Genomic DNA, 23,346 nt, shown 5'->3' on the forward strand with positions numbered 1-23,346 from the left:
CTCTCTCGCACTGCCTGGAGCATCTGCGCCATGAGTTCTGCCTCTCTTATAAAGACCCCACCGGAAAAGGTCCGGGTCAACGGTTGGGTGTTCTACACCTCCACCGCGCTGATTTTGTTGTTGACCGCCATTCTGATCGTCGCCCCGCAGGAGGCCGGGCGCATGCTCGGCGTAGCACAGGCCTGGCTGTCGAAAAGCTTTGGCTGGTACTACATGGTGGTCATCGCCGCCTACCTGGTGTTTGTGGTCGGCCTGGCGTTTTCGTCCTATGGGAAACTTAAGCTGGGTGCGAAGGACGATACCCCAGACTTCAGCTACGGCGCCTGGGCCGGCATGTTGTTCTCGTCGGGTATCGGCATCTCGCTGTTGTATTTCGGTGCGTCCGAGCCGTTGGACCACTACTTCAACCCGCCCGAAGGCGCTGCCGCCAGCAATGGCGCGGCTCGCCAGGCGCTGCAACTGACCTTCCTGCACTGGGGCCTGCACGGCTGGGCGATCTATGCGCTGGTCGGCCTGGCCGTGGCGTATTTTGCCTACCGTCACAACCAACCGCTGGCCCTGCGATCGGCGCTTTACCCGCTGGTGGGCGAGCGTTGGGTGAAGGGCGCGGCCGGCCACGCGGTAGACGGTTTCGGTATGTTCGTGACCTTGCTGGGCCTGGTGACCAACCTGGGGATCGGCTCGATGCAGGTGTCGTCGGGGCTGGAAAACCTGTTCGGCATGGAGCACAGCAATACCAATTTGCTGATCGTGATCATCGTGATGAGCACCGTGGCGACCATCGCTGCCGTATCGGGTGTGGAAAACGGCATTCGTCGTCTGTCCAACCTCAACATCGTGCTGTTCAGTGGTTTGCTGATCTTCGTGCTGCTGTTCGGCCCCACCCTGCACCTGCTTAACGGACTGGTGCAGAACACTGGTGATTATCTCAACGGTATCGTGCTGAAAACCTTCGACCTGTATGTGTACGAAGGCGACGGTGCCAAGACCGAACGCTGGATGGGCCTGTGGACCCTGTTCTACTGGGCCTGGTGGATTTCCTGGGCGCCATTTGTGGGCATGTTCATCGCGCGTATTTCCCGTGGTCGTACCGTGCGCGAACTGGTGGCTGGCGTATTGCTGATCCCGCTGGGCTTTACCCTGGCGTGGCTGTCGATCTTCGGCAACTCGGCCCTGGACCTGGTGTTGAACCATGGGGCCGTGGAGTTGGGCAAGACGGCGTTGGAACAACCGTCCATGGCCATCTACCAACTGCTTGAGCATTACCCTGCGTCGAAAGTAGTGATCGGCGTGTCGATCTTCGTGGGCTTCGTGCTGTTCCTGACGCCTGCGGATTCCGGCGCAGTGATGATGGCCAACCTTTCCTGCAAGGGCGGCAACGTGGATGAAGACGCGCCGCACTGGTTGCGTATCTTCTGGTCGGCGGTGATCACCCTGGTGACCATCGGCCTGCTGTTTGCCGGTAACTTCGAAGCCATGCAAACCATGGTGGTACTGGCAGGGCTGCCGTTCTCGGTGGTGCTGGTGTTCTTTATGTTCGGTTTGCACAAGGCCATGCGCCAGGACGTGGCCATCGAACAGGAGCAGGCGCAATTGGCTGAACGCGGGCGTCGTGGTTTCAGCGAACGCTTGACCGCCCTGGACCTGCAACCGAGCCAGGCCACCGTGCAGCGCTTTATGGACAAGCACGTAACGCCGGCGTTGGAAGAAGCCGCGAGTGCGTTGCGTGATCAGGGCCTGGAAGTGCAGACACTGCTGGGCAAATCCAAGCGCTGTATCGGCGTGCGGATCGAGATGGATGAGGGCAACCCGTTTGTCTACGAAGTGAGCCTGGATGGCTACTCGGCGGCACCGGCTGACCTGCCTGAGGAAGAGCGCACTCGTTACTACCGTGCCGAGGTGTACCTGCACAACGGGCCGCAGGAGTATGACCTGATGGGCTTCACCCAGGAGCAGATCACTCGGGATGTGCTCGATCAGTTTGAAAGCCATCGGCAGCTCCTTGGCCGGGTCTATAGCTGATAGTTGAGCTGGCGGCGCCCTCACTGGCGCCGCTTAGCTAATGTGAAAGCAGATCAAAATGTGGGAGCGGGCTTGCTCGCGAATGCGGTGGATCAGTAATAGATGTACTGACTGACACATCGCATTCGCGAGCAAGCCCGCTCCCACATTTGCTTTGCGGTGCGGCTTAGCCCAGGTTCTTGCCCAGCAGGGCATGGTAGAGCTCACTGTCCCCCAGTATCCCCACCACCTTGTTGTTGTCATGCAACACCAGCTTATTGCCTGTCTGGTAGCGAATCTGCAACGCATCGCGCATGCCGATGTTCGAATCCACCAGCGTCGGTACGCGGCCCAAGCCTTCCACGGCTTGCCCTGGCGCCCAGTTCTGCAGGTTCATCACCACGCCATTCTGGCGCGCACCCTGGATGGTGTTGCCTTCGGCCAGGTCCAGCCATGAGTCGCCACCCGGATCAAGACACACCGAACCGTTCACGCGCTTGCAGTTGTCCAGCGTGCGCATCAGGCTGCGTCCGCACAGCACGTTCAGCGGGTTGGTATGCGCGACGAAGGTGCGCACATAGTCGTCCGCCGGGTTCAGTACGATTTCTTCCGGCACGCTGTACTGGATGATTTTGCCGTCTTTCATGATCGCGATACGGCTACCCAGTTTCAGCGCTTCATCCAGGTCGTGGCTGACGAACACGATGGTCTTGCTCAACTTGCGTTGCAGTTCCAGTAGTTCATCCTGCAAGCCTTGGCGAATCAGTGGGTCGAGGGCCGAGAAGGGTTCGTCCATCAGCAGGATATCGGCGTCCATCGCCAGGGCGCGAGCCAGGCCGACGCGCTGCTGCATGCCACCGGACAACTCGTCGGGCTTCTTGTTGCGCCATTGGCTCAGGCCCACCAGTTCGAGTTTCTCGTCCACCAGCGTGCGCCGTTCTTTCTCTGGACGGCCCTGCATTTCCAGGCCGAAGCTGATGTTCTCGCGCACCGTCAACCAAGGCATCAGGGCGAACTTCTGGAACACCATGGCGATGCGTTTGGTGCGCATCATTTTCAGTTCGGCGGGGGTGCAGGAGGCGATGTCGATCTGACGCCCTTCATGCTCGACAAACAACTGGCCACGGCTGACGGTATTGAGGCCGTTGATGCAGCGCAGCAAGCTGGACTTGCCTGAGCCCGAGAGGCCCATCAACACACAAATCTCGCCTTTCTCGATATCCAGGCTGGCGTTCTCGACGCCGACGATCTGTCCGGTCTTCTTCAGGATTTCGTTACGGCTCATGCCCTGGTCCAGCAGCTTGAGCGCTTCGCGTGGGTCTTTGGAAAAGATCACGTCGACTTTGTCGAATCGGATAATGCTCATGCATCACCCCCTACTTTAGCGTCGGGTTGTTTGCAGATACGGTCGAGCATGATGGCGAGCAACACAATGGCCAGGCCCGCTTCAAAGCCCAAGGCAATGTCGGCGGTGTTGAGTGCGTTGACCACCGGCTTGCCGAGGCCGTCAGCGCCCACCAGGGCCGCGATCACCACCATCGACAGCGACAGCATGATGCACTGGGTAATGCCGGCGGCAATGCTCGGCATGGCGTGGGGCAATTCAATGCGTGAGAGCAACTGGCGGCGCGAGCAGCCAAAGGCCTTGCCGGCGTCCATCAGCTCTTGCGGGACATCGCGGATACCCAGGTAGGTCAGGCGGATCGGCGCGGCAATCGCGAACACCACCGTGGAAATCAGCCCAGGCACCACACCCAGCCCGAAGAGGGTCAGGGTAGGGATGAGGTAGACGAAGGTCGGCACGGTCTGCATCAGATCGAGTACCGGCCGCATCATGGTGTAGAACATCGGTTTATGCGCGGCAACAATGCCCAGCGGCACACCGATGACCACGCAGACCAGGGTGGCGAACAGCACCTGCGCGAGGGTTTCCATGGTTTCCTGCCAGTACCCCAGGTTGAGGATCAGCAGGAAGGAGGCGATGACAAAAACAGTCAGTCCCCATTTACGTTGAATAAAGTGAGCCAGCAGCGCAATCAGACCGATCAATGCCAGTGGATTGAACCAGGTCAGCGCAAACGTCACGCCGTGGATCATCGTTTCCAGTGTCGATGCGATTGCGTCGAAGTAGTTGGCACCGTGTTGGGTCAACCAGTCGACGAAGGCAGCGATGTACTGGCCTAGTGGGATTTTCTGTTCAGTCAGCATGGTAGTGAATGTCCACATGCGAAGGGGAAAACATCCCAGGCCAGCGCACCGGCCTGGGGTCAGCGGGTGTTATTTGGCGAGGTAAGCTTTAACGGCATCGAGCCCTGGTTTGCCATCAACGGTGGTGACACCGGCGAGCCAGGTGTCGAGCACTTGCGGGTTCTTCTGCAGCCAGGCCTTGGCGGCAGCATCGGCCTTCATCTTGTCGTCCAGGACGTTACCCATCAGGGTGCTTTCCATGTCGAGGGTGAACACCAGGTTTTTCAGCAACTGGCCGACGTTGCTGCATTCCTGGGTGTAGCCTTTACGGGTGTTGGTATAAATGGTGGCCTGGCCGTAGTTGGGGCCGAACGAGTCGTCACCACCGGTCAGGTACTTCATCTTGAAGCGGGTGTTCATCGGGTGCGGTTCCCAGCCGAGGAACACGATGGCCTGGTTGCGTTTGGAAGCGCGTTCAACCTGGGAGAGCATGCCGGCTTCGCTGGATTCGACCACCTTGAAGCCAGCGGTTTTCAGGCCGAAGGCATCTTTGTCGATCAGTGTCTGGATGGTGCGGTTGCCATCGTTGCCCGGCTCGATGCCGTAGATCTTGCCGCCCAGCTCATCCTTGAATTTGGCGATGTCGGCGAAGTCTTTCAGGCCCTTGTCGTACAGCGCCTGTGGGACTGCCAGGGTGTACTTGGCGTTCTCCAGGTTGGCGCGCACGGTTTCCACGGTGCCGGCATCACGGTACTGCTTGATGTCGTTTTCCATGGTCGGCATCCAGTTGCCGAGGAAAATGTCCATGTTCTTGCCGTCGGCCAGGGACTTGTAAGTCACAGGTACCGAAATCATCGTGGTGCGCGGCTTGTAGCCCAGGCCCTTGAGGATCTCGCTGGTGGTCGCGGTGGTGACGGTGATGTCGGTCCAGCCGACATCGGAGAAGTTGACGGTCTTGCACTGTTCCGGTTCTGCGGCGTATGCCACGACTGGCAGACTCAGCATGGCGGCCAACAACAACGAGGGTGAACCTTTCATGTGGGTAGACTCCTGTGTCTTTCTGGCGGCATTCGCCGCGCTTTATAAGTGTTGCGGTTGGAGCGTGCGACGAAGCGGATGGCGCGGTGCCGTGCAAACGAGTCGAGACTGATCATGTACCAGTGAAAATCTGACGCCTACAGGGGGCGTCGTATCCAGTACAGGGAGGGTCGCATCCAGTACCGATGACGTCGCTTACAGGTTTTTCCTAAGGTAAAACTGCTGTTTTTACCCGTCTGCACCGCAAAAAACGGCCAAAACTGGCGTTCGCACGCGAGCGACGCTGGTGAGCATGAGTGCGTCGGTGTGAGACGCCGTGATGACGAATAAAAGCTTGATGATGCCGCCATCTGGGCGATCTGAGCGTAGCACCTCGTTCAAGCCCGGCCCGTGCTTATCGAGGAGTTTCACGTTAATGGCTATCAGCGTTTTCGACCTGTTCAAGATCGGCATCGGGCCTTCGAGTTCGCACACCGTGGGGCCCATGCGCGCCGCGGCGTTGTTCGTTCAGGGGTTGCGTGAGCGTGGGTGGGTGGAACAGGTGCAGCGTGTCGAAGTGCAACTGTACGGCTCGCTGTCGGCCACCGGCATCGGCCACGGCAGCGACACCGCCACCATCATGGGCCTGATGGGCGAGTGGCCGGACGCAATCGACCCCACGCAAATCGGTGCACGTATCCACACCCTGCGCGAAACCGACACGCTGCTGCTGGACGGGCGTTTACCGGTGCCGTTTGTGTGGGCGCGGGACATGCGTCTGCTCGACGAAAACCTGCCGTTTCATCCCAATGCCATGACCCTGGTGGTGTTTGGCGAAAACGGCGAGTTGCACCGCGACACCTATTACTCGGTGGGTGGCGGTTTCGTGGTGGATGAAGCCCAGGCCCAAAGCGGTGTGGCGGACATGGACCGCACCGAGCTGCCCTATGATTTTTCCAGTGCCGTGGAGCTGTTGCAGCTGTGCAAGACCCACAACCTGCGCGTTGCCGAACTGATGCTGGCGAATGAAAAAACCTGGCGCAGCGAAGAAGAAATCCGCAGCGGCCTGATGAAACTCTGGCGCGCCATGCAAGATTGCGTGGAGCAGGGCCTCAAGCACGAAGGCATCCTGCCTGGCGGCTTGAACGTGCGCCGTCGCGCCGCCAAGTTACACCGCAGCTTGCAGGAGCTGAACAAACCCAATGTGATCGGCTCGACCTTGAGCGCCATGGAATGGGTCAACCTGTTTGCCCTGGCGGTCAACGAAGAAAACGCCGCCGGTGGGCGCATGGTCACGGCGCCCACCAAGGGCGCGGCGGGAATCATCCCGGCGGGGTTGCACTACTTCATGAAGTTCAGTGAAGAAGTCACCGAAGCCAACGTGGTCGACTACCTGCTGGGCGCGGCGGCAGTGGGCATCCTGTGTAAAAAGAACGCCTCGATCTCCGGTGCCGAAGTCGGTTGCCAGGGCGAGGTTGGTTCCGCGTGCGCGATGGCCGCAGCCGGGCTGGCGGAGATCCTTGGCGCCACGCCGGAGCAACTGTGCAACGCCGCCGAAATCGGCCTGGAACACAACCTCGGCCTGACCTGCGACCCGGTGGGCGGCCTGGTGCAAGTGCCGTGTATCGAGCGCAATGCAATCGCGGCGGTGAAGGCGATCAACGCGGCGCAAATGGCGTTGCGGGGCGATGGCCAGCACTTCATCTCGTTGGACCGGGTGATCCGCACCATGCGTGATACCGGGGCCGATATGCATGACAAGTACAAAGAGACATCACGCGGTGGGTTGGCGGTGAGTGCGGTTGAATGTTGAATCAATGATATCGCTATCGCAGGCAAGCCAGCTCCCACAGGGGAACGCATTCCAAAGGTGGGAGCCGGGCTTGCCCGCGATGGCCATAGTGCTGACACAATTGCTCACAAAGTGAACACCCTCAGCCAAAATCGCCACCTTTTAGCGCGTCGCAAATAGATAAGTAGCTTCCGAACGAATTCCTCCACGATCACACGCCTGATGTGCTTTGGGTGACAGAGTTCTCCTACGCCCGCAAAGCGCCTTCCCACAAGTGCTACCGATCTGCTCACCCCCCTTGAACCCCGCCCGTTATGCGTCATATCCCGCACTTCACGCGCGGGCTTGTATAGACGCGTCAACAGGTCGTTTTCAGGAGTTCTTGAATAGCCATTCAATTTTAGGCATGGCATTTGCTCTATCAATTTCAAAGCCTCTCCTTTCCAGGACGAGTGCAATAACAAGAGCCTCGCCTGAGGCCACCACCCGCTTTGTGTGATGTGAGGAGATACCGCGATGACGTCGACCAACTCCGGGGCCCAACCCCAGAACCGTGCGCCTCAATCCATCGGCTTTTTGCTGCTGGACAATTTCACGCTGATTTCCCTGGCGTCAGCCGTGGAGCCACTGCGCATGGCCAACCAGCTGTCCGGCCGCGAGCTGTATCGCTGGACAACCCTGAGTGTCGACGGCAACCAGGTGTGGGCCAGTGATGGACTGCAAATCACACCCGATGCCTCCATGCACAAAGCACCGGTCCTGGACACTGTCATCGTGTGCGGCGGCGTCGGTATCCAGCGCACCGTCACCCGTGAACATGTGTCATGGCTGCAAGGCCAGGCGCGCCAGTCTCGCCGCCTCGGCGCGGTGTGCACCGGCAGTTGGGCCCTGGCCTGCGCCGGCTTGCTCGACGGCTTTGATTGCAGCGTGCACTGGGAATGCCTGGCGTCGATGCAGGAAGCCTTCCCGCGGGTGGCCATGAGCACGCGCCTGTTCACCCTCGATCGCAACCGCTTCACCAGCTCCGGTGGCACCGCGCCCCTGGACATGATGTTGCACCTGATCAGCCGCGACCACGGCCGGGAATTGTCGGCCGCCATCTCCGAGATGTTCGTGTACGAACGCATCCGCAACGAACAGGATCACCAGCGTGTGCCGCTCAAGCACATTCTCGGCACCAACCAGCCGAAACTGCAGGAAATCGTCGCGCTGATGGAAGCCAACCTCGAGGAGCCGATCGACCTGGACGAACTGGCGGTGTACGTCGCCGTGTCGCGCCGGCAGTTGGAGCGGCTGTTCCAGAAATACCTGCACTGCTCGCCGTCGCGCTACTACCTCAAGCTGCGCTTGATTCGTGCACGGCAACTGCTCAAGCAGACCCCAATGTCGATCATCGAAGTCGCCTCGGTGTGCGGGTTTGTGTCTACGCCGCACTTCTCCAAGTGCTACCGCGAATACTTCGGCATTCCGCCACGGGATGAACGTGTAGGCTCCAACACCACCCAGCAAGTGGCGATGATGCCGATTCCGCCGGCACTGGTGTTGTCCCCGTTGTCGGGGCCGATGTCGGCGTTGAGCCAGGCGCGCAATGAGTCGACGTTTGCCAGTGTAAGGCTCTGACACCGGGCTGACTTATTGTAGGAGCGAGCTTGCTCGCGAAAAACTCAAGATCGCCGTGGGATATCTGATGCCCCGCGTTATCGTTGGCGATCTTTGCGAGCAAGCTCGCTCCTACAGAGGATGTATTTCAGGCGCCGGAGCTTTGTTTGAACTGCATCAGCGCCGGCAACAATTGCTTGTCGATTGCCTGCCTCACCGCCGGCAAAATCGTCGCGCTGCCGCCGTACATCTGTTCCACCATGCCCTTGAGCGCCTTGGCCCGCGTTTCGCTCAACCCGCGCACCGCACACTCGCAAGCCTGCTCGGCGGTAGCGCCGCTGGACACTTCAAAACCCAGCGAGCGCAGTTGGCCCAGCAGGTCATCCTGGTCAATCAAATCCGCGTGCATCATGACGGTCATCCTGGTGTAGGGAGCGGGAATTGACTTGGATTCTGGTAGGCCCCAGGACTGGCGGCAAGGGCAGAATCCACCGATGGCTCGTATGGCTATGAACAGGTCGTTTTCGGGTTACTTGACCTGGCCCGTAACGGGCACACTGAACCCAGGCACGCAGCTTGAAGGTTTGGTCACCCTCGAAATGCACGGCTCACACAAAGCACTCTGCCCCGATCCCGTCACGGCTGGATCGGGGCTTTTTTTTACGCGGGCAACCCGATCACCCGGCCGAGTAGAGTAGGCCGGGGTAGATCGGCATGTTCCCGGCTCAGGGCAATGAGTTTTTCCAGGGTCGCGCCGGCAAACGGCGCCGACTGCGGCCCGGCCAGATCGACATGCAGTAGCATCTGTTCGTTACCCGCCAACTCGCGCTCTTCGCCCACAAGGTGCAGGCTGTGATAAAGGTGCAGGCGCTTGGCGTCATGGGCGATCAGTTGGGTATGCACCTCAACCTCGGCGCCGAGCTTTACCTCATGCAGATAGTTCAGGTGCAACTCCAGGGTGAACAGCGAGTGGCCGCTGGCTTCGCGGTTTTCGCTATCCAGGCCCAGGGTGTCCATCAGCGCATCGGTGGCATAGCTGAAGATCAGCAGGTAGAACGCGTCACGCAGATGGCCGTTGTAGTCGACCCAGTCGGGCAGGATGTTCGTGGTGTAGGTGGTCAGTGCGGGCATGGCATGAATCCAATTCAAAAGGCTTTTTGTAGGAGCGAGCTTGCTCGCGAAAAACTCAAGATCGCCGTGGGGTAACTGATGCCCCGCGTTATCGTTGGCGATCTTCGCGAGCAAGCTCGCTCCTACAGGATTATTCGGCGAAGTTCAGGCCGTGCTTGGCCTTGGTTGTTTTTACGGCTTCCAGCACCGCCAGCAGGCAATCATCACGATAGCGCTCCAGCGCCGAAATGCTGTGGTTACCTAATTGTTCACGGGTGCCATCGACCACATCATCAATCAGTTTTTCAGTCAGTTCAGGCGCCGGCAGGTAAGTCCATGGCAACTGCAACGCCGGGCCGAACTGCGCCATGAAGTGGCGCATGCCAGCATCGCCGCCCGCCAGGGTGTAAGTGAGGAAGGTGCCCATGAACGACCAGCGCAACCCGGCACCAAAACGAATGGCATCGTCGATTTCGCCGGTGGTCGCCACCCCGTCATTGACCAGGTGCAGCGCCTCACGCCACAGCGCTTCCAGGAGGCGGTCGGCAATAAACCCCGGCACTTCCTTGCGCACATGCAGCGGGCGCATGCCGAGGGATTCATACACCTTGATCGCCGCCTGGATTGCCTCTGGCGCAGTGTGCTTGCCGCCTACCACTTCCACCAATGGCAGCAAGTAGACCGGATTGAACGGGTGGCCGACCACGCAGCGTTCCGGGTGGGTGGAGCCTTCATAGAATTCGCTGGGTAATAGCCCTGAGGTGCTGGAGCCGATCAATGCGTTCGGCTTGGCCGCGGCGCTGATCTGGCTGTGCAATTGCAGCTTCAGCTCCAGGCGTTCCGGGGCGCTTTCCTGGATGAAGTCGGCGTCTTTCACGCACTCTTCGATGGTGCTGACAAAGCGCAAGCGGTCTTGGGAGGCTCCGGGCGCGAGGCCCTGTTGCTCTAGGGCGGCCCAGGCGTTGGCGACGCGTTTGCGCAAGGCCGCCTCGGCACCGGGTGCCGGGTCCCAGGCCACCACATCCAGGCCATGGGCAAGGGCACGGGACACCCAGCCGCTGCCGATGACACCGCTGCCCAACGCAGCAAAGGTTTTGATTTCGGTGATAAAGCGCATGGCATATTCCTAAAGTGTTCGATGATCCTTTGTGGGAGCCGGGCTTGCCCGCGATGGCGGCATTCCAGGCTACAAAGATGTGGCGGATTTACTGGCCTCATCGCGGGCAAGCCCGGCTCCCACAGGAGTGGTGGTGTCTGTGTTAGCCGCGTTGGGTCAGGCCCATCTTGATGCGGCCTTCGGCTGGGGTCAGGACTCGTGCGCCCAACCGGCTGAGAATTTCACTGGCGCGTTCCACCAGTTGGCCATTGGTGGCGAGCACGCCCTTGTCCAGCCACAGGTTGTCTTCCAGGCCCACCCGTACGTTGCCGCCCAACAGCACCGCTTGCGCGGCCATTGGCATTTGCATGCGGCCAATGCCGAAGCCGGCCCACACCGCGTTGGCGGGCAGGTTATCGACCATGGCTTTCATCGTGGTGGTGTCGGCCGGTGCGCCCCAGGGAATGCCCAGGCACAGTTGGAACAGCGGGTTATCCAGCAGCCCTTCCTTGATCATCTGCTTGGCGAACCACAGGTGGCCGGTGTCGAAAATCTCCAGCTCGGCCTTTACGCCCAGTTCCTGGATACGTTTGGCGCCGGCCCGCAGTTGCGCCGGGGTGGACACGTAAATGGTGTCGCCATCGCCGAAGTTCAGCGTGCCGCAGTCCAGGGTGCAGATTTCCGGCAGCAGTTCTTCAACGTGGGCGAGGCGGGTCAGCGGGCCCACCAGGTCGGTATTAGGCCCGAACTCCATAGGATTCTCGCCGCCGCCGATCTCCAGGTCGCCACCCATGCCGGCGGTGAGGTTGACGATGATGTCGATGTCGGCCTCGCGGATGCGCTCCATCACTTCGCGGTACAGCGCGACGTCGCGGCTGAACTTACCGGTCTGCGGGTCGCGTACGTGACAATGCACCACGGTGGCGCCGGCCTTGGCGGCTTCCACCGCCGCGGCGGCGATTTGTTTGGGAGTGACCGGCACGTGGGGGCTTCTGGCGGTCGTGTCGCCAGCACCGGTGAGTGCGCAGGTGATGATGACGTCGTGGTTCATGAGTGGTTCCTTACAGGCGTGTGATTTCAAGGCGTAGGGCGCCGTTCGCAGCCTTCAGGGGCTGCGAAGCGGTGATCTGGATGGGTTATTTCGTGGTCAATTGCAGGTTGGCGGCAGCCGGCTTGCCGTCGAAGGTGGTCACACCCTCCAGCCAGCGCGCCTGGTCTTGTGGATGGTCCTTGAGCCACTGCCTGGCGGACGCGATGGCGTCCTTGTGGTCCAGCAGCGGTTGCATCATGCGGCTCTCGTCGGCGGCGGTGAACGTCAGGTTGGTCAGCAACTTATGCACGTTGGGGCACTGTTCGGCGTAGGCCGGCGCGGTCACGGTCCACACAGTGGCCATGCCTTCGTTCGGGCCCAGGGCGTCTTCGCTGCCGGTGAGGTAAGTCATCGCCACATTGACGTTCATCGGGTGCGGGGCCCAACCAAAGAACACCACGGCTTCCTTGCGGCGCACGGCACGGTCCACGGCAGCCAACATGCCGGCTTCGCTGGACTCCACCAACTGGAACTTGCCCAGGCCGAACTGGTTCTTGGCGATCATCGCCTTGATCTGCGTATTGGCGCCCGAGCCCGGCTCGATGCCGTAGATCTTGCCGCCCAGCTCTTTCTCGAACCTGGCGATGTCGGCAAAGGTTTTCAGGCCCTTGTCCGCCAGGTAGGTGGGTACTGCCAGGGTGGCGCGGGCGTCTTGCAGGCTGGCTTTGTCGAGGACCTTGACTTGCTTGGCGTCGACGAACGGTGTGATGGTCTGGGTCATCAGCGGGTTCCAGTAGCCAAGGAACAGGTCCAGGCGCTGATCACGTATACCGGCAAAGATGATTTGCTGGGACGCGCTGGTTTGTTTGGTTTTGTAGCCCAGGCCGTCGAGCAGTACTTGAGCCATGGCGCTGGTGGCGATGACGTCAGTCCAGTTCACCACGCCCATGCGCACGTTCTGGCAAGAAGCGGCGTCCGCTGCCATGACGGTGTTACTCAAGATGGCGCTGGCGCTGAGTGCAAGTACGCAGCGGCTGATCAGTCGGTTCATGGGTGGAACCCTCGGCAGGTCGTTATTGTGGGTGCCGGCGTCTTTGTGCGCCGTGGGATCACGTTACGCAGCTTGGCGCCCCGCAAAGCGCACGGCGGCGACTCGCTCTTGCACTGCAGCGACCTGTGCTCTTGAATGGCCGGTTGAACTGGCGTATCACAGTGACCACGCTGCCCGTCCGACGAGAGCGCCACCATGTCCCAGGATGTCTATTTCTTGCTGATGCCGGGTTTCTCGGCCCTCGGTTTTATCTCCGCACTGGAACCGCTGCGGGTGGCCAACCGCTTTCGCGGCGAGCTGTACCGCTGGCACATCTTGAGTGCCGATGGCGCAGCGGTGCTGGCGAGCAACGGCATGTCGGTCAACGCCGACGCCGCGCTGGAACCGTTGAAAAAAGGCGCGACCTTACTGGTGGTGGCTGGCTTCGAACCCTTGCAGTTCGCCACGCCCGCCCTGGAGCATTGGCTGCGCCGCCTTGACCAGGAGGGTGTGACACTCGGCGCCATCGACACCGGCGCCTGCGTGCTGGCCGAGGCGGGCCTGCTTGACGGCCACCGCCTGACCTTGCACTGGGAAGCCATCGACGCCTTCAAGGAAGCCTATCCGCACCTGAGCGTGACCCAGGAACTGTTCGAAATCGACCGGCGCCGTATTACCTGTGCCGGCGGCACTGCTTCCATCGACCTGATGCTCGACCTGATCGCCCAGGCCCACGGCCCCGAGCTGGCGATTCAGGTCTCGGAGCAGTTCGTACTCGGCCGCATCCGCCCACGCAAAGACCACCAACGTATGCAAATCGCCACACGCTACGGCATCAACAACAAGAAGCTGGTGCAAGTGATCGGCGAAATGGAACAACACACTGAGCCGCCCTTGAGCACTCTTGCCCTGGCCGAGGCAATCAAAGTCACCCGGCGCCAACTGGAGCGGCTGTTTCGCCTGCACCTGAACGATACCCCCAGTAATTTCTATCTGGGCCTGCGCCTGGAAAAAGCCCGCAAACTGCTGCGTCAGAGCGACATGAGCGTGCTGGAGGTGAGTATTGCGTGTGGGTTCGAGTCGCCGTCGTATTTCACGCGAAGTTATCGCGCCAGGTTTGCCAAATGCCCGAGGGAGGATCGGCGGCGGGAGGTAGTTTAAGCCTTGGCGCAAAATTCAATGTGGGAGCTGGCTTGCCTGCGATGGCGGTGTATCCGTTGGCATATGCGGTGCTGACCCGCCGCAATCGCAGGCAAGCCAGCTCCCACATGGGCAGGCGGTGTGGCTTATTTTTTCAGCAGTGCCGAGCACGCCGCTTTGTAGGCTTCATGCTGGTATTTGTTCAGCGTCGCCGGCAGTTCAAAGGCGTGCTTCTTGTTCTGCGCATTGATGGTTTGCGGCGACAGCAGCGTCACCTCCACCCCGTCCAGTAACTGAAACACTCCTTCAATCTTGAACGTCGTCGGGCCACCGGCGAACTCGCCTTTCTTGCTGCGCTTCTTGATCGCGATACGGGTAATGGCGTTTGTCTGCACGAACGCCTTCACCTGGGCGGCGAAGGCTTTCACGTTGGCTGCTTCGTCGTCGTCTTCAAGGGCGATTTTCTTGGTGGAAAGGGCGATGTGGGTCAGCGTCTGGTTGTCCAGGGCGGCGAGGGCGATGATGGCCTCGCTGCCTTTGATTTCGATGCCGCAGAGGGTCATGGCGTTGCCTTGAGCAGATGAAGAGGGCGTGAATGGTAGCAGGCTCGAAGCAGTTGAACGGTGTCGACCATTCGTCAGAGCACTGCCTGAACTGTCAGATATGACAGTAGATGTGTGTAAGCCCCATAACCTAGATTCAGGACAGGAACTTCTGCGATTTCATACCATTGTGAACAGGGAGCTGGCGATGAACATACGCAAGGAAATTAGAACACTGAGCGGGACCGAATGGCTGGATTTTCTCAATACGTTGCTGGCCCTCAAGGCGCGCGGCGACGGAAAAGATGGCTACAACAAGTATGTTCATTGGCACCACGAAGTGATGGTGCCTACGGTTCATCCCGATGAGCCCCAAGACCCCGACTATCGTAACGGCGCCCACTTGGGCCCCGCCTTTTTACCATGGCACCGTGAGATGCTTCTGCAACTGGAAGCCGACCTGCAAGCCATCAAGCCTGACGTAACGCTGCCTTATTGGGATTGGACATTGGATGCCGAAGAACCAATGAAATCACCGGTATGGAAGCTAATCGGCGGCGACGGTAAAGCTGCCGATTATTTCAGGGTGCAAGATGGCCCTTTTGCGCACCAATACGGCAATTGGCCGGTGCCGGATTACCCTGAGGACGGCCTGCCGGAGCCGGGCCTGAAGCGACAATTCTCGCAACTGGTCACCTCGCTGCCTACGGCTGCCGACGTGAAGATGGCAATGAATGAAGGTTTGTATGACGAGCCCAATTATAACGCGAGCCCGTTCAACCGGGGCTTCAGAAACCGACTTGAAGGATGGATCACCCAGAAGGGCGACCCGCAAGTCAGCACGCCCGGCTCGCAGTTGCACAACCGAGTCCATCTGTGGATCGGCGGCAACATGTTGGCAATGACGTCCCCCGAGGACCCGGTGTTTTTTCTGCATCACTGCTTTATCGACAAGATCTGGGCCGACTGGCAGGCGCAAATGAAACTGGATAAGCCTGATCTGTCGCCTCACTACTGCCCAATGCAAGGGGGGCCGACCGGGCACAATTACGATGATGTGATCAAACCCTGGGAGCGTCGCATCCGCGACGTGATGGACATCACCACCCTGGGTTATGCCTATGAACCAGGCGTGCCTCTGACCAAGAGGCCATTCAAGTCACCTTTCATGGCTTGAATGGGGCAAGGCCCTTCCCGCGTCTCAGCCGTTGGGAAGGGCATTTATTCCTGCCCGATCGACTCCAAAAACTCCGACCGCTCATCACTCATCCGCGCCAGGCAGTCGTTGTGCGCAATCGCATAGGCCTTGGTGCCGGTCACTGCCGGGAAGGTGTCCACTGCGCAATCGGCGTCGCGCAGTTTTTCCCACTTCTGCTGGGCATCCTTCAGACGGGCGGTAATGTCCGCCAGTTTGGTCTTGTCGCTGCCGTAGGTCGAACCCATGCGCTCCAGCAACCCCTGATAGTTATCCTTGAGCAATTGCTCGGCGGTGGTTTTGTTGTAAGTGGCGCATTCCAGGGTTTGCTGGTCGTTCTCAATGCCGTCGCACGGCGTGCTGTCGGTGTCTTCGGCCGCGTGGGCGGTGGTTGCGATGAGTGCCAAAGCCAGGAAAATCGATTTCATTGCGCCGTCTCATATCACGTGATGCGCAATTCTGGCTCAAGCGTAAGACAAAGAACAGCCGCCAGTCAGGCATGTCTGCATAGCCTTTGTCGTGGATTGACGCTTTCGGCAATTCCCCTGTCGTTTTTGCACCCGGCTCCGTCGGTGCCTGGGCATATGCTGGCCCCAAAGCGCCGGCAGACGATTCGGCGCATGAATCGCCAATAAGGGGACGCCTGATGAGCCCAGCCGAGTTGCACGCCGACAGCATCGTTATCGACGGTCTGATTATTGCCAAGTGGAACCGCGACCTGTTCGAAGACATGCGCAAAGGTGGCCTCACTGCCGCCAACTGCACGGTGTCGGTGTGGGAAGGCTTCCAGGCCACGATCAATAACATCGTCGCCAGCCAGACCCTGATCCGTGAAAACAGTGACCTGGTGATCCCGGTGAAAACCACCGCCGACATCCGCCGCGCCAAGGAGCAGGGCAAGACCGGCATCATCTTCGGTTTCCAGAATGCCCATGCCTTTGAGGACCAGCTTGGCTATGTCGAGATCTTCAAGCAGCTCGGCGTTGGCGTGGTGCAGATGTGCTACAACACCCAGAACCTGGTGGGCACCGGTTGCTATGAGCGCGATGGCGGCCTGTCGGGTTTCGGGCGTGAGATCGTCGCCGAGATGAACCGCGTCGGCATTATGTGCGACCTGTCCCACGTGGGCTCCAAGACCAGCGAAGAGGTCATCCTCGAATCGAAAAAGCCGGTGTGCTATTCCCACTGCCTGCCGTCCGGGCTTAAAGAGCACCCGCGCAACAAGTCTGATGAAGAGCTGAAGTTCATCGCCGACCATGGCGGTTTTGTCGGCGTGACCATGTTTGCGCCGTTCCTGGCCAAGGGCATCGATTCGACCATCGACGACTACGCCGAAGCCATCGAATACACCATGAATATCGTCGGTGAAGACGCCATCGGCATCGGCACCGACTTCACCCAGGGACATGGCCAGGATTTCTTCGAAATGCTCACCCATGACAAGGGCTACGCCCGCCGCCTGACCAGCTTCGGCAAGATCATCAACCCGCTGGGCATCCGTACCGTGGGCGAGTTCCCCAACCTCACCGAGACCCTGCTCAAGCGCGGCCACAGCGAGCGCGTGGTGCGCAAGATCATGGGCGAGAACTGGGTCAACGTCTTGAAAGACGTCTGGGGCGAATAAGCCACTGCTCGCTTAATCCTTCACCCGCCGCCATCCGCGTGGCGGGCATCAAAACGAATTTTCTGGAGTTAAGTTTCCATGGCCAAGATCGCCCCGCAATTGCCAATTGAAGTCGACAGCGAAACCGGTGTCTGGACCTCCGACGCCCTGCCAATGCTGTACGTGCCACGCCATTTCTTCGTCAACAACCACATGGGCATCGAAGAAGTGCTGGGCGCTGACGCCTACGCCGAGATCCTCTATAAGGCTGGCTACAAATCCGCCTGGCACTGGTGTGAAAAAGAAGCTGAATGCCACGGCCTGGAAGGCGTCGCAGTGTTCGAGCATTACATGAAGCGCCTGTCGCAACGCGGCTGGGGCCTGTTCAAGATCCAGGACATCGACTTGGACAAAGGCACCGCCAGCGTCAAGCTGGAACACTCGGCGTTCGTCTACGTGTACGGCAAGGTCGGCCGCAAGGTGGACTACATGTTCACTGGCTGGTTTGCCGGCGCCATGGACCAGATTCTTGAGGCCCGTGGCAGCAAGATTCGCACTGTCGCCGAACAAGTCTACGGAGGCTCCGAAGAGGGCCACGATGATGGTTTGTTCACCGTCAAACCGTTGTAAGCCGAGGACCGTGCCATGGCTTTCGAAGCAATGTTCCAGCCGATCCAGATCGGCAAACTGACCATCCGCAACCGCGTGCTCAGTACCGCTCACGCCGAGGTGTATGCCACCGACGGCGGCATGACCACCGACCGCTATGTGAAGTATTACGAAGAGAAAGCCAAGGGTGGTATTGGCTTGGCGATCTGCGGCGGCTCCTCCGTGGTGGCCATCGACAGCCCGCAGGAATGGTGGGCGTCGGTGAACCTGTCCACCGACCGCATCATCCCGCACTTCCAGAATCTGGCCGATGCCATGCACAAGCATGGCGCCAAGATCATGATCCAGATTACCCACATGGGCCGGCGCTCGCGTTGGGACGGCTTCAACTGGCCAACCTTGATGTCGCCGTCCGGTGTGCGTGAGCCGGTGCACCGGGCCACCTGCAAGACCATCGAGCCAGAAGAGATCTGGCGCGTGATTGGCAACTACGCCCAGGCTGCGCGCCGGGCCAAGGCCGGTGGCCTGGACGGGGTGGAATTGTCGGCCGTGCACCAGCACATGATCGACCAGTTCTGGAGCCCGCGGGTCAACAAGCGTACCGACGAGTGGGGCGGCAGCTTCGAGGGCCGCATGAAGTTCGGTCTGGAAGTGTTAAAGGCCGTGCGTGCCGAAGTGGGGGATGACTTCTGCGTGGGCATGCGCCTGTGCGGTGACGAGTTCCACCCGGACGGCTTGTCCCACGAGGACATGAAGCAAATCGCCAAGTACTACGATGACACCGGCATGCTCGATTTCATCGGCGTGGTGGGCTCGGGTTGCGACACCCACAACACCCTGGCCAACGTCATCCCGAACATGAGCTACCCACCGGAGCCGTTCCTGCACCTGGCGGCCGGCATCAAGGAAGTGGTCAAGGTTCCGGTGCTGCACGCGCAGAACATCAAGGACCCGAACCAGGCCACGCGTATTCTGGAAGGCGGCTATGTGGACATGGTCGGCATGACCCGTGCGCACATCGCCGACCCGCACCTGATCGCCAAGATCAAGATGGGCCAGATCGACCAGATCAAGCAGTGCGTAGGCGCCAACTACTGCATCGACCGCCAGTACCAAGGCCTGGATGTGTTGTGCATCCAGAACGCCGCGACCTCCCGTGAATACATGGGCGTGCCGCACATCATCGAGAAGTCCACCGGGCCCAAGCGCAAGGTGGTTGTAGTGGGGGCCGGCCCGGCCGGGATGGAAGCCGCGCGCGTGGCGGCTGAACGTGGTCACGACGTGACGCTGTTCGAGAAAAAAGAGTTTATCGGCGGGCAAATCACCACGGCATCGAAAGCGCCGCAGCGCGACCAGATCGCCGGTATCACCCGTTGGTATCAATTGGAACTGGCGCGCTTGAAAGTCGACCTGCGCCTGGGTGTTGCAGCCGATGCCGAGACCATCCTGGACGTGCGTCCGGACGTAGTGGTGCTGGCGGTGGGCGGGCATCCGTTCATCGAGCAGAACGAACACTGGGGCGCCGCTGAAGGCTTGGTGGTGAGCAGTTGGGACGTGCTCGACGGCAAGGTGCTGCCTGGCAAGAACGTGTTGGTGTACGACACCATCTGCGAGTTCACCGGCATGTCGGTGGCCGACTTCCTGGCCGACAAAGGCAGCCAGGTGGAGATCGTCACCGACGACATCAAGCCGGGCGTTGCGATCGGCGGTACGTCGTTCCCCACGTACTACCGCAGCATGTACCCCAAGGAAGTGATCATGACCGGCGACATGATGCTGGAAAAGGTCTACCGCGAAGGCGACAAGCTGGTGGCCGTGCTGGAGAACGAATACACCGGCGCCAAAGAGGAGCGGGTGGTGGACCAGGTCGTGGTGGAGAACGGCGTGCGTCCGGACGAGGCCATTTACTACGGGCTCAAGGAAGGTTCGCGCAACAAGGGCCAGATCGACGTTGAAGCGTTGTTTGCGATCAAGCCGCAGCCATGCTTGAGCGAGGCGGGCGAGGGGTACTTGCTGTTCCGCATTGGTGACTGTGTGGCCCAACGCAATACCCATGCTGCGATCTATGACGCCCTGCGCTTGTGCAAGGATTTCTAGGCAATCACCCTGTAGGAGCGAGCTTGCTCGCGAAAAACTCCAATACAACGCGTTCAGCCAGGATGAGCGCGTAATCGTTGACGACCTTCGCGAGCAAGCTCGCTCCTACAGGAGCCTTGTGGGAGCTTCACCATGTTGAATACCTTGCTGCCTATTCTCTTGTTTGCCGCCCTGGGCCTTGCCGTCCTCGGTGCCTTGCGCCGGGTGAACATGTGGCGCCGTGGCCGCTCGTCCAAAGTCGACCTGCTGGGCGGCCTTTTGGCCATGCCCAAGCGCTACATGGTCGACCTGCACCACGTGGTCGCCCGTGACAAATACATCGCCAACACCCACGTAGCGACGGCGCTCGGCTTTGTGCTGTCGGCGCTGCTGGCGATCCTGGTGCACGGCTTCGGCCTGCAAAGCCGCATTCTTGGCTATGCGCTGCTGCTGGCATCGACATTGATGTTTGTCGGCGCGATCTTCATGTATCTGCGCCGCCGTAATCCGCCTGCCCGCCTGTCCAAAGGCCCGTGGATGCGCCTGCCGAAAAGCCTGATGGCCTTCTCGGTGAGCTTCTTCCTGGTGACCTTGCCGGTGGCCGGGATTCTACCTGCCGACTTCGGTGGCTGGTTGCTCGCGGCATTGCTGGGCGTGGGCGTGTTGTGGGGCGTGTCCGAGATGTTCTTCGGCATGACCTGGGGCGGGCCGATGAAACACGCCTTCGCCGGTGCGCTGCACCTGGCCTGGCACCGCCGCGCCGAGCGCTTTGGCGGTGGCCGCTCCACCGGTCTGAAGCCGCTGGACCTCAGTGATAAAACCGCGCCGCTGGGCGTGGAAAAACCCAAGGACTTCACCTGGAACCAACTGCTTGGCTTCGACGCGTGCGTGCAGTGCGGCAAGTGCGAAGCGGCGTGCCCGGCGTTTGCCGCGGGCCAGCCACTGAACCCGAAAAAACTCATCCAGGACATGGTGGTCGGCTTGGCCGGTGGCACCGATGCCAAGTTCGCCGGCAGCCCGTACCCTGGCAAACCGGTGGGCGAACACGGCGGCAACCCGCACCAGCCGATCGTCAACGGCCTCGTGGACGCCGAGACGCTGTGGTCGTGCACCACCTGCCGCGCTTGCGTGGAAGAGTGCCCGATGATGATTGAGCACGTGGACGCCATCGTCGACATGCGTCGCCACCTCACCCTGGAGAAAGGCGCCACGCCGAACAAGGGCGCCGAAGTCCTGGAAAACCTGATCGCTACCGACAACCCCGGCGGTTTCGCACCCGGTGGTCGTCTGAACTGGGCGGCAGACCTGAACCTGCCGTTGCTCAGCGACAAAGGCAGTTGCGATGTGCTGTTCTGGGTCGGCGACGGCGCCTTCGACATGCGTAACCAACGCACCCTGCGTGCGTTCGTCAAAGTGCTCAAGGCCGCCAAGGTCGACTTCGCCGTGCTCGGCCTGGAAGAGCGCGACAGCGGTGATGTGGCGCGGCGCCTGGGCGATGAAGCGACGTTCCAGTTGCTGGCCTCGCGCAATATCCAGACCCTGGCCAAGTACAGCTTCAAGCGCATCGTCACCTGCGATCCGCATAGCTTCCATGTGCTGAAAAACGAATACGGCGCCTTCAACGGCAACTACCGCGTGCAGCATCACAGCACCTTCATGGCCGAACTGATCGGTGAGGGCGCGTTGAACCTGGGCCAGCACAAAGGCAACAGCGTGACTTACCACGACCCCTGCTACCTGGGGCGCTACAACGGTGAATACGAGGCGCCGCGCCAAGTGCTGCGGGCGTTGGGTATCGAGGTCAAGGAAATGCAACGCTCGGGCTTCCGTTCACGCTGCTGCGGTGGCGGTGGCGGCGCGCCGATCACCGACATCCCCGGCAAGCAACGTATCCCCGATATGCGCATGGACGACATTCGCGAGACCGGTGCCGAACTGGTGGCCGTGGGTTGCCCGCAATGCACCGCGATGCTTGAAGGCGTGGTCGAACCGCGCCCGTTAATCAAGGACATCGCCGAACTGGTAGCCGACGCGTTGCTTGAAGACGCCGCGCCGGCCAAAGCCCCCGTCAAGCGTGAACCTGCGGAGGTGCACTGATGAGCGATATTATCCGCCGCGACCCACGGGCCGAATGGATCGCCCGTAACCGCCTGCACCCGTTGCACGCGGCGATGCAGCCGGTGCAACACAGCTGGATGGGGCCCAACGGCGTCATTCGCAAAAACGTGCATGGTGTCGGTTTTATCGGCCCCAACGGCATCAAGCGCATCGACCGCAGCGGTGCCCAGCAGGGCGGCGCGGCCAAGCGCACCGCGGCAGTGGAAGTGCAATTGCCGCTGCATCAGGTGCCGGCCCCGGCGTTCTACATCAACGTGGTGCCGGACATGGTCGGTGGCCGCCTGAGCAGCCACGACCGTGACCTGCTTGGTCTGGCGCGCCAGTTGGCCGGCAGTGACGGCGCGGTGTTGGCGGTGGTGTTCGGTGAACACAAGGAAAGCGCCTTTGCCACGGCGGGCGTCGACCGTCTGCTGGTGCTGGATGGGCATGAGTTCGAGGGTTATGCACCGGAGCAACGGGTGCAGGGCCTGCGCGCTGTGGATAACCAATTCAGCCCGCGCCACTGGTTGCTGCCAGACAGCCGCAGCGGGGGTGGTGAGCTGGGGCGACGCTTTGCCGCCAGCCTCAAGGAACGTCCGGCGACGCGGGTGTGGCAGATCAAGGGTGAGGAATGCATCGGCCGTGCCGGTGCCGGCCAGGAAGACCTGGCGCGGCCGTTGCCCCGTCTGATCCTCGCCGCCGCCGAATGTGCCGACCCGGTCAGCGAGACCCGCCACGAAGTCTTGGCCGTGGAGTTATCCACAAGCCTGGCGCGCAGTTTGCCGCGTATCGAAGACCTCGGTGCGGTGGCGGTCGACCCGGCAGCGATTCCAATGGCCGAGGCCGAGTTCATTTTCTCCGGTGGCAACGGCGTGAAGGACTGGGCGCTGTTCCACCAGACCGCCGCGGCCCTGGGTGCCACCGAAGGCGCCTCGCGGGTGGCAGTGGACGATGGCTTCATGGCGCGTGATCGCCAGGTCGGCGCCAGCGGCACCTGGGTCACTGCGCGGGTGTACGTGGCCGTCGGGATTTCCGGGGCGATCCAGCACCTGCAAGGCATCGGTGCCTGCGACAAGGTGGTGGCGATCAACCTCGACCCGGGGTGCGACATGATCAAGCGTGCCGACCTGTCGGTGATCGGCGAAAGCGCCGCGATACTGCAAGCCTTGATCGCGGCGGTCGAGACCTACCGCAACGGCGCCAAGCGTGATGCAGCCTGAGG

Annotated in this window: 20 protein-coding genes; 10 read left to right on the top strand and 10 right to left on the bottom strand. The window is 60.7% G+C overall.

Annotated features, from left to right (window positions below):
- Positions 1-87 precede the first annotated feature (87 nt).
- The gene (locus CER19_RS21590; protein WP_256660516.1) at positions 88-2,022 is read left to right on the top strand and encodes a BCCT family transporter; all 1,935 of its coding nucleotides are present in this window, start codon (positions 88-90) and stop codon (positions 2,020-2,022) included.
- A 166-nt stretch (positions 2,023-2,188) separates the two neighbouring features.
- Here CER19_RS21590 and choV read toward each other — a convergent pair whose 3' ends face one another.
- The 3 genes from choV to CER19_RS21605 form a co-directional block, all read right to left on the bottom strand.
- Positions 2,189-3,367 (bottom strand): choline ABC transporter ATP-binding protein, encoded by a 1,179-nt coding sequence (gene choV, locus CER19_RS21595; protein ID WP_116667911.1) that lies wholly within the window; start codon positions 3,365-3,367, stop codon positions 2,189-2,191.
- Positions 3,364-4,209 carry a choline ABC transporter permease subunit gene (gene choW / locus CER19_RS21600; protein WP_003194913.1) on the bottom strand — a complete coding sequence of 282 codons (846 nt, stop codon included), beginning with the start codon at positions 4,207-4,209 and terminating at the stop codon, positions 3,364-3,366. Before choW ends, choV begins: the two co-directional genes overlap by 4 nt.
- A 69-nt stretch (positions 4,210-4,278) precedes the next feature.
- Positions 4,279-5,226 (bottom strand): choline ABC transporter substrate-binding protein, encoded by a 948-nt coding sequence (locus CER19_RS21605; protein ID WP_003194911.1) that lies wholly within the window; start codon positions 5,224-5,226, stop codon positions 4,279-4,281.
- 415 nt (positions 5,227-5,641) lie between these two features.
- On the opposite strand from CER19_RS21605, the gene CER19_RS21610 reads away from it, so the two are divergent.
- Positions 5,642-7,018, top strand: coding sequence for an L-serine ammonia-lyase (locus CER19_RS21610; RefSeq protein WP_116667912.1), 1,377 nt, complete (start codon positions 5,642-5,644; stop codon positions 7,016-7,018).
- Positions 7,019-7,513: 495 nt separating this feature from the next.
- Positions 7,514-8,617: a GlxA family transcriptional regulator gene (locus tag CER19_RS21615; RefSeq protein WP_116667913.1), complete on the top strand. Its 1,104-nt coding sequence runs from the start codon at positions 7,514-7,516 to the stop codon at positions 8,615-8,617.
- A 127-nt stretch (positions 8,618-8,744) separates the two neighbouring features.
- Here the strand turns inward: CER19_RS21615 and CER19_RS21625 are convergent, their stop codons facing one another.
- From CER19_RS21625 to CER19_RS21645, 5 genes are all read right to left on the bottom strand, one after another.
- Complete coding sequence (locus tag CER19_RS21625) at positions 8,745-9,008, bottom strand: hypothetical protein (RefSeq protein WP_116667914.1); 264 nt, start codon at positions 9,006-9,008, stop codon at positions 8,745-8,747.
- 248 nt (positions 9,009-9,256) lie between these two features.
- Positions 9,257-9,727, bottom strand: coding sequence for a thioesterase family protein (locus tag CER19_RS21630; RefSeq protein ID WP_116667915.1), 471 nt, complete (start codon positions 9,725-9,727; stop codon positions 9,257-9,259).
- A gap of 130 nt (positions 9,728-9,857) precedes the next feature.
- On the bottom strand, positions 9,858-10,823 hold the full coding sequence (locus CER19_RS21635; protein ID WP_116667916.1) for an L-carnitine dehydrogenase: 966 nt from the start codon (positions 10,821-10,823) through the stop codon (positions 9,858-9,860).
- A 142-nt stretch (positions 10,824-10,965) separates the two neighbouring features.
- Positions 10,966-11,853 carry a 3-keto-5-aminohexanoate cleavage protein gene (locus CER19_RS21640; RefSeq protein WP_056782933.1) on the bottom strand — a complete coding sequence of 296 codons (888 nt, stop codon included), beginning with the start codon at positions 11,851-11,853 and terminating at the stop codon, positions 10,966-10,968.
- 85 nt (positions 11,854-11,938) lie between these two features.
- Complete coding sequence (locus tag CER19_RS21645; RefSeq protein ID WP_116667917.1) at positions 11,939-12,883, bottom strand: choline ABC transporter substrate-binding protein; 945 nt, start codon at positions 12,881-12,883, stop codon at positions 11,939-11,941.
- Positions 12,884-13,078: 195 nt separating this feature from the next.
- On the opposite strand from CER19_RS21645, the gene CER19_RS21650 reads away from it, so the two are divergent.
- Positions 13,079-14,023 carry a GlxA family transcriptional regulator gene (locus CER19_RS21650; RefSeq protein WP_116667918.1) on the top strand — a complete coding sequence of 315 codons (945 nt, stop codon included), beginning with the start codon at positions 13,079-13,081 and terminating at the stop codon, positions 14,021-14,023.
- A 125-nt stretch (positions 14,024-14,148) separates the two neighbouring features.
- Here the strand turns inward: CER19_RS21650 and CER19_RS21655 are convergent, their stop codons facing one another.
- Positions 14,149-14,565, bottom strand: coding sequence for a DUF3010 family protein (locus CER19_RS21655; RefSeq protein WP_116667919.1), 417 nt, complete (start codon positions 14,563-14,565; stop codon positions 14,149-14,151).
- A 187-nt stretch (positions 14,566-14,752) separates the two neighbouring features.
- Here CER19_RS21655 and CER19_RS21660 point away from each other — a divergent pair, with 187 nt between their 5' ends.
- Positions 14,753-15,721 (top strand): tyrosinase family protein, encoded by a 969-nt coding sequence (locus CER19_RS21660; protein WP_116667920.1) that lies wholly within the window; start codon positions 14,753-14,755, stop codon positions 15,719-15,721.
- Positions 15,722-15,765: 44 nt separating this feature from the next.
- Here CER19_RS21660 and CER19_RS21665 read toward each other — a convergent pair whose 3' ends face one another.
- Positions 15,766-16,167 (bottom strand): lysozyme inhibitor LprI family protein, encoded by a 402-nt coding sequence (locus tag CER19_RS21665; RefSeq protein WP_014720247.1) that lies wholly within the window; start codon positions 16,165-16,167, stop codon positions 15,766-15,768.
- A gap of 218 nt (positions 16,168-16,385) precedes the next feature.
- On the opposite strand from CER19_RS21665, the gene CER19_RS21670 reads away from it, so the two are divergent.
- From CER19_RS21670 to CER19_RS21690, 5 genes are all read left to right on the top strand, one after another.
- A complete protein-coding gene (locus tag CER19_RS21670; protein WP_032879065.1) occupies positions 16,386-17,363 on the top strand; it encodes a dipeptidase in 978 nt (325 codons plus the stop codon).
- Between the two features lie 78 nt (positions 17,364-17,441).
- A complete protein-coding gene (locus tag CER19_RS21675) occupies positions 17,442-17,972 on the top strand; it encodes a DUF5943 domain-containing protein (RefSeq protein WP_005792152.1) in 531 nt (176 codons plus the stop codon).
- Positions 17,973-17,987: 15 nt separating this feature from the next.
- Positions 17,988-20,048 (top strand): dimethylglycine demethylation protein DgcA, encoded by a 2,061-nt coding sequence (dgcA, locus tag CER19_RS21680; protein ID WP_003194876.1) that lies wholly within the window; start codon positions 17,988-17,990, stop codon positions 20,046-20,048.
- A gap of 132 nt (positions 20,049-20,180) precedes the next feature.
- Entirely contained in the window at positions 20,181-22,124 is a 1,944-nt protein-coding gene (dgcB, locus tag CER19_RS21685) for a dimethylglycine demethylation protein DgcB (protein WP_116667921.1), read from the top strand.
- Positions 22,124-23,344, top strand: coding sequence for an electron transfer flavoprotein subunit alpha/FixB family protein (locus tag CER19_RS21690; protein WP_116667922.1), 1,221 nt, complete (start codon positions 22,124-22,126; stop codon positions 23,342-23,344). Before dgcB ends, CER19_RS21690 begins: the two co-directional genes overlap by 1 nt.
- The last annotated feature ends 2 nt before the right edge of the window (positions 23,345-23,346 follow it).

This window comes from Pseudomonas sp. GL93, from assembly GCF_003408955.1.
Taxonomy (GTDB): domain Bacteria; phylum Pseudomonadota; class Gammaproteobacteria; order Pseudomonadales; family Pseudomonadaceae; genus Aquipseudomonas; species Aquipseudomonas paracarnis.

What these genes read in the sequence shown, in the direction of transcription:
- CER19_RS21660 (WP_116667920.1), top strand. Translation starts at nt 14,753, where the DNA reads ATGAACATACGCAAGGAAATTAGAACACTGAGCGGGACCGAATGGCTG.
- CER19_RS21610 (WP_116667912.1), top strand. Translation starts at nt 5,642, where the DNA reads ATGGCTATCAGCGTTTTCGACCTGTTCAAGATCGGCATCGGGCCTTCG.
- CER19_RS21615 (WP_116667913.1), top strand. Translation starts at nt 7,514, where the DNA reads ATGACGTCGACCAACTCCGGGGCCCAACCCCAGAACCGTGCGCCTCAA.
- CER19_RS21655 (WP_116667919.1), bottom strand. Translation starts at nt 14,565, where the DNA reads ATGACCCTCTGCGGCATCGAAATCAAAGGCAGCGAGGCCATCATCGCC.
- dgcB (WP_116667921.1), top strand. Translation starts at nt 20,181, where the DNA reads ATGTTGAATACCTTGCTGCCTATTCTCTTGTTTGCCGCCCTGGGCCTT.
- choW (WP_003194913.1), bottom strand. Translation starts at nt 4,209, where the DNA reads ATGCTGACTGAACAGAAAATCCCACTAGGCCAGTACATCGCTGCCTTC.
- CER19_RS21605 (WP_003194911.1), bottom strand. Translation starts at nt 5,226, where the DNA reads ATGAAAGGTTCACCCTCGTTGTTGTTGGCCGCCATGCTGAGTCTGCCA.
- CER19_RS21690 (WP_116667922.1), top strand. Translation starts at nt 22,124, where the DNA reads ATGAGCGATATTATCCGCCGCGACCCACGGGCCGAATGGATCGCCCGT.
- CER19_RS21675 (WP_005792152.1), top strand. Translation starts at nt 17,442, where the DNA reads ATGGCCAAGATCGCCCCGCAATTGCCAATTGAAGTCGACAGCGAAACC.
- CER19_RS21640 (WP_056782933.1), bottom strand. Translation starts at nt 11,853, where the DNA reads ATGAACCACGACGTCATCATCACCTGCGCACTCACCGGTGCTGGCGAC.
- CER19_RS21650 (WP_116667918.1), top strand. Translation starts at nt 13,079, where the DNA reads ATGTCCCAGGATGTCTATTTCTTGCTGATGCCGGGTTTCTCGGCCCTC.
- CER19_RS21635 (WP_116667916.1), bottom strand. Translation starts at nt 10,823, where the DNA reads ATGCGCTTTATCACCGAAATCAAAACCTTTGCTGCGTTGGGCAGCGGT.
- CER19_RS21630 (WP_116667915.1), bottom strand. Translation starts at nt 9,727, where the DNA reads ATGCCCGCACTGACCACCTACACCACGAACATCCTGCCCGACTGGGTC.
- dgcA (WP_003194876.1), top strand. Translation starts at nt 17,988, where the DNA reads ATGGCTTTCGAAGCAATGTTCCAGCCGATCCAGATCGGCAAACTGACC.
- choV (WP_116667911.1), bottom strand. Translation starts at nt 3,367, where the DNA reads ATGAGCATTATCCGATTCGACAAAGTCGACGTGATCTTTTCCAAAGAC.
- CER19_RS21625 (WP_116667914.1), bottom strand. Translation starts at nt 9,008, where the DNA reads ATGATGCACGCGGATTTGATTGACCAGGATGACCTGCTGGGCCAACTG.
- CER19_RS21645 (WP_116667917.1), bottom strand. Translation starts at nt 12,883, where the DNA reads ATGAACCGACTGATCAGCCGCTGCGTACTTGCACTCAGCGCCAGCGCC.
- CER19_RS21665 (WP_014720247.1), bottom strand. Translation starts at nt 16,167, where the DNA reads ATGAAATCGATTTTCCTGGCTTTGGCACTCATCGCAACCACCGCCCAC.
- CER19_RS21670 (WP_032879065.1), top strand. Translation starts at nt 16,386, where the DNA reads ATGAGCCCAGCCGAGTTGCACGCCGACAGCATCGTTATCGACGGTCTG.